The organism is Arthrobacter sp. 2YAF22_2 (genome assembly GCF_052114645.1).
Lineage (GTDB): Bacteria > Actinomycetota > Actinomycetes > Actinomycetales > Micrococcaceae > Arthrobacter.
This window is the reverse complement of sequence record NZ_JBFRFD010000286.1, coordinates 1-4,842: the sequence shown is the minus strand read 5'-3', so window position 1 is coordinate 4,842 and position 4,842 is coordinate 1. Positions and strand designations below refer to the sequence as shown.

The following is a 4,842-nucleotide window of genomic DNA, read 5'->3' as shown; positions in this document are numbered from 1 at the left end:
GCCCGGAGTGGCGGGACCCGCCACGCCGGGAGCGCCCGGCGTGACGGGAGCGCCCGGCGCCCCGCTCGGCAACGACTTTGGAGGAAAAGGATGACCGGCGTGCCCATGGTTCTCGCGGAGAAGGTCTCCAAGAACTTCGGTTCCAACCGGGTGCTGCGCGGGATCAGCCTGGAGGTGGACCCGGGGGAGGTTCTTTGCATCGTGGGGCCCAGCGGCTCGGGCAAGTCGACCTTTCTGCGGTGCATCAACCACCTGGAACGCGTCGACGGCGGCCGGCTGTCGGTTAACGGCCAGCTCGTCGGCTACCGGCAAAAAGGCGACAAGCTCTACGAACTCAAGCTCAAGGAAGCCGCGTTCCAACGCCAAGACATCGGGATGGTCTTCCAACGGTTCAACCTGTTTCCGCACCTGACCGCGGTGGAGAACATCACCCTGGCTCCCATCCGGGTCAAGAAGCAGTCCAAGGCCGCCGCCACGGCCAGGGCCATGGAGCTGCTTGCACGCGTAGGCCTGGAGGACAAGGGCGACGCGTACCCAACGCGCCTTTCGGGCGGCCAACAGCAACGCGTGGCCATTGCCCGCGCCTTGGCCATGGACCCCAAACTGATGCTCTTCGACGAACCGACCAGTGCCCTGGACCCGGAGCTGGTGGGCGAAGTCCTGGACGTCATGAAGGGGCTGGCCAAGAGCGGCATGACCATGATTGTGGTGACCCACGAAATGGGCTTTGCCCGGGAGGTGGCGGACACTCTCGTGTTCATGGATGAAGGCGTGGTGGTGGAGGCCGGACCGCCGCGGCAGGTCCTCAGCGACCCGCAGCACGACCGGACCAAGGAGTTTCTCTCCAAGGTCCTCTGACGCACCGAGCCCGGGGCCGCACCGAGCCCGGGCCTACGGACTTTCCGGAGCCTGTTGTCAGTGCGCGGCGGTGGGCCTACGCTGTGCCCGACGGCCCCACTCGGGGACCGGCTCCAGGAACGTCTCGCGCTGGCATGCCCGCCACGTGGCCCGGTGCCCGCGTCCTGGACTTCACGGGACAGGAACAGGCCATGACCAAATATCTGTTTGAAGCAAACTACGTCGGCGAGGGCATCAAGGGGCTCATGCGCGAAGGCGGTACCAAGCGCCGGGACGCCCTGGTTGACGCCCTCAAATCCGTCGGCGGAACGCTGGATTGTTTCTATTACGCCTTCGGGCACACGGACGTGCTGGGCGTCTTCGATGTCCCCAGCGACGCCGACGCCGCGGCCCTCTCGCTGATGATCAACTCCACCGGCAACGTGAACGTCCGGCTGAAGCCGCTCATGTCGGCCGAAGACCTCGACGAGGCGGCGAAGAAGACGCCGACGTACCGCGCCCCCGGACAGTAAACCCCGGGCAGTAACAGCGGCCAGTTCGGCTACTGGGCGCCCTTGATCTTGCGCCAGCCGCCGGCCCGGTTGTTGGCGATGATCGCCCGGAACATCGCGCCGAGTGCTTCTTCATTCACCGCGTCGCCCTCGTAAAAGGCGACGGTCCGGGCCGTCTTGTTGCTGTGCCCAGCGGTGATGATGTGCTGCGGATCCGGGACGATGCCGCCGTCGTACAGGAAGACGTTGACGTGGTCCTTCGTCGCGAGCAGGGCGCAGATGTTGCCGTCCAGCACGAAGTAGGGCTGGACAGAGCGCTTGATGGTTTCCTCGACGGCGGGATCGGCCGCGCGCACCAAGGCCCGGACCTGCCGGCAGACGGCCTGCTGCCAGGCCGGGAGGGCATCGATGTATTGGTCCACCCGCGGATCGTCCATGCGGGCAGTATGCCTGATGCGGGCCCCCGGCGCGTCCCGTACCCGGCAGGGGACTCCCCGGTTCGGTCCCGGTGCCCGCCATAGGACAGACTGTTGCCGTGAGCAACTCTTCCCGGACCGGCCTGGCCGTCGCTGGCCTCAGCCTCGGTACCGCGCTGAACCCGCTGAACTCCTCAATGATCGCCGTCGCGCTGGTGGTGCTGCGCGCGGATTTCGAGCTCGACGTCGCGACGGTCACCTGGGTGGTCACGTCGTTTTACCTCACCTCCGCGGCCGGGCAGCCGCTGATGGGCCGGCTGGCGGACCGTTTCGGCCCGCGCCGGCTGTTCCTCTGGGGCATGGCCTTGGTGGCGGTGACCTGCGCGCTGGCACCTTTCGCGCCGAACTTCGCGCTGCTCTGCGTGGCGCGGGCGTTCATGGCGCTGGGGACGGCGACGGCGTACCCGGGCGCCGTCGTCATGGTCGCCGCGCTGGCTCGGCAGGCGAACGTGCGATCCACCCGGCCGCTGGGCCGGATCCAGATGGCGAACACCTCGGCGGCCGCCGTCGGGCCGGTGGTGGGCGGGCTGCTGGTGAGCTTGGTGGGCTGGCAGGCGCTGTTCCTGGTCAACGTCCCGCTCGCGCTGGCGGCCATCCTGATGGTGCGGCGGTTCGCCCCGGCGGACGGCGAGCGGGAGCGCGGCGAGGTGCGGGACCTCGTCCGGGACTCGGACCTGCCGGGGATCGGCGCGTTCATCGGCGCCCTGGTGCTGGTGATGATGGCGGCCCTGAATGTGCTGCCSGACTACCGGTGGTGGCTGCTTGGTGGCGGCCTCCTGCTGGCGGCGTTGTTCGCGTGGCGGGAGCTGCGSTTCARSCCGCCSTTCCTKGACCTGCGGCTGCTGGGCCGCAACCGGCCGCTGCTGCTGGTCTACCTCGGGTTCGCGCTGTTCAACGGCGTCTACTATTTCGCGTTCTTCGGCCTCCCGCAGTTGCTGCAGACCGCCGGCGGCTACGATCCCGGGATCGTGGGCCTGCTGATGCTGCCGCTGGCCGCCATCTCGGTGGTGCTGACGCCGTTCGCGGTCCGTGGCATCGACCGGTTCGGGGTGCGGCGGGTGATGATCGCCGGCGTCGTCTTGCTGGTGGTGGCGTCGGGGACGATGTGGCTGCTGACCGCGTCGCTGGCCGTTCCGCTGGTGCTGGCCATGACGGCGCTGCTGGGGGTGCCGTATTGCGTGGTCAGCATCGCCTCCAGCCAGGGCATGTACCTGTCCACCCGGCTGGAGGAGCGCGGRGTGGCCGCCGGGATCTTCCAGACCTGCCGGTACCTGGGCGCGATCACGGCCACCGTGCTGATCGGCATCTTCTACGGCACCGGGGTCAGCCAGGCGAACTGGGGGCTGATGGTGTTCGTCATGCTGGGGTTGGGCGCCGTGGTGTTTGTGGTGTCGCTGGCGTGGCGGGAGCAGCGGCCGGCGTAGAACGACGACGGCGGCCGGCGTAGGCGGTCCTAGCCCTGGGCGTCCCGCTCGAGGGCCTCGTCGTGCCGGGCGTGGGCGCGGCGGAGGAGGTCCATGAAGTCGGTTTCGTTGCGGATCAGGCGCCGGTACTTTTCCGGCAGGGACCGCAGGTATGCTTCCTCGTCGGTCATCCTGGTGAAGATCCGGGCACGTTCGCTGAGGTCCGTCTCGTAGTCGAGGTCCAGGTAGTCCGTGGCGTGCCGTTTGGCGCCGGAAATCATGGTCTTCGCCTTGCCCTTGGGGCTGAGGACGGAGAACACCACGGTAACCAGCAGGACRCCGAGGATCACGCCCAGGGACAGCCCGGTGCTGATCTCGATGACGCTCACGGGCTCGCCGCCGTTGATGAACGGCAGGTTGTTTTCGTGGATGGCGTGCAGGACCAGTTTGACGCCGATGAAGCCGAGGATGACCGCCAGGCCGTAGGACAGGTAGACCAGGCGGTCCAGGAGCTCGTCGATCAGGAAGAACAGCTGCCGCAGCCCCATCAGGGAGAAGGCGGTGGCGGTGAAGACCACATACACGTTCTGCGTCAGGCCGAAGATGGCGGGGATCGAGTCCAGCGCGAAGAGGACGTCCGAACCGCCGATGGCCACCATGACCAGCAGCATCGGCGTCAGCACGCGTTTGCCGTCGCGGCGGGTGAAGAGCTTGTCGCCGTCGTAGTGTTCCGACGCCGGCAGGAACCGTTTGGCGAGGCGGACCACCGCGCCGCCTTCGGCGGCGTCGTCGCTGGGTTTGAGGAGGTTGCCGGCGGTGATCAGCAGAATCAGGCCGAAGATGTAGAACACCCAGGCGAAGCTGGTGATCAGGGCGCCGCCGAGGAAGATCAGGCCGGTGCGGGCGACCAGCGAGACGGTGATGCCGAAGAGGAGCACCTTTTGCTGGTCCGCGCGGGGCACCCGGAAACTGGTCATGATGATCAGGAACACGAAGAGGTTGTCCACGGACAGCGCCTTCTCCGTGACGTAGCCGGCGAAGTATTCGGTGCCCAGCTGGGGGCCGCCGAGGACGAACGCGCCCAGGCCGAACAGCAGCGCGAGGCCCACGTAGATGGCGGACCAGGTGGCAGATTCCCTGAGTTTGGGGGAGTGGGCCTTGCGCACGTGGAAGAGGTAGTCGAAGGCCAGGAGCGCCAGGATGGCGGCGACGGTCAGGATCCAGACGTGGGTGGGAACTTGCATGGTGCGTGTACCCGGTGCCGCTTAGCCGGTGTGGCCGGGTGGCTGTTCCCGGGCGAGGGCCATGACCCAGTCCGGGGTCACCTTGCCCAGCCGGCGGTCGGTGACTTCGCGGAGCTGGGCGGCCGCCACCTGCATGGCGCGGTCATCCTCGTCGAAGGCATCTTCCGCTTGTTCGGCTTTGGCCTGGGCGGCCTGGGCGGCCTGCGCTTCTGCCCGGACGGGCCGCGGGGTCCCGGCGTGGGCGCCGTGCGTGACCGGGCGACTTGCGGTGCTCATCGTCGTGGCTCCTTCGGCGTCGCCGGTCTCGCGGATTTCTTCATTGTCGCGCGGCGCGGGAGGGCCGTCCATCCCGGCGCCGGACGGCGTGGGC

The 4,842-nt window shown here is 68.0% G+C and carries 5 protein-coding genes and 1 pseudogene; 3 read left to right on the top strand and 3 right to left on the bottom strand.

Annotated features, from left to right (window positions below; genetic code table 11):
• The first annotated feature begins 90 nt into the window (after positions 1-90).
• Positions 91-858: an amino acid ABC transporter ATP-binding protein gene (locus tag AB4Y86_RS12250; protein WP_441402499.1), complete on the top strand. Its 768-nt coding sequence runs from the start codon at positions 91-93 to the stop codon at positions 856-858.
• A gap of 191 nt (positions 859-1,049) precedes the next feature.
• Positions 1,050-1,370, top strand: a complete 321-nt coding sequence (locus tag AB4Y86_RS12245; RefSeq protein WP_441402498.1) for a GYD domain-containing protein — start codon at positions 1,050-1,052, stop codon at positions 1,368-1,370.
• Between the two features lie 29 nt (positions 1,371-1,399).
• Here the strand turns inward: AB4Y86_RS12245 and AB4Y86_RS12240 are convergent, their stop codons facing one another.
• Positions 1,400-1,786: a DUF1801 domain-containing protein gene (locus tag AB4Y86_RS12240; protein ID WP_441402497.1), complete on the bottom strand. Its 387-nt coding sequence runs from the start codon at positions 1,784-1,786 to the stop codon at positions 1,400-1,402.
• Between the two features lie 98 nt (positions 1,787-1,884).
• Between AB4Y86_RS12240 and AB4Y86_RS12235 the strand changes: the two genes are divergently transcribed.
• Positions 1,885-3,249 (top strand): MFS transporter, encoded by a 1,365-nt coding sequence (locus AB4Y86_RS12235; protein ID WP_441402496.1) that lies wholly within the window; start codon positions 1,885-1,887, stop codon positions 3,247-3,249.
• Between the two features lie 29 nt (positions 3,250-3,278).
• On the opposite strand, the gene AB4Y86_RS12230 is transcribed toward AB4Y86_RS12235, so the two are convergent.
• Positions 3,279-4,472 carry a TerC family protein gene (locus tag AB4Y86_RS12230; protein WP_441402495.1) on the bottom strand — a complete coding sequence of 398 codons (1,194 nt, stop codon included), beginning with the start codon at positions 4,470-4,472 and terminating at the stop codon, positions 3,279-3,281.
• Positions 4,473-4,493: 21 nt separating this feature from the next.
• Positions 4,494-4,842: pseudogene (locus AB4Y86_RS12225) on the bottom strand (hypothetical protein); the annotation flags it as partial.

Bases quoted from the DNA above. Each gene is read 5' to 3' on its own strand.
- AB4Y86_RS12240 (WP_441402497.1), bottom strand. From the start codon at position 1,786: ATGGACGATCCGCGGGTGGACCAATACATCGATGCCCTCCCGGCCTGG.
- AB4Y86_RS12245 (WP_441402498.1), top strand. From the start codon at position 1,050: ATGACCAAATATCTGTTTGAAGCAAACTACGTCGGCGAGGGCATCAAG.
- AB4Y86_RS12250 (WP_441402499.1), top strand. From the start codon at position 91: ATGACCGGCGTGCCCATGGTTCTCGCGGAGAAGGTCTCCAAGAACTTC.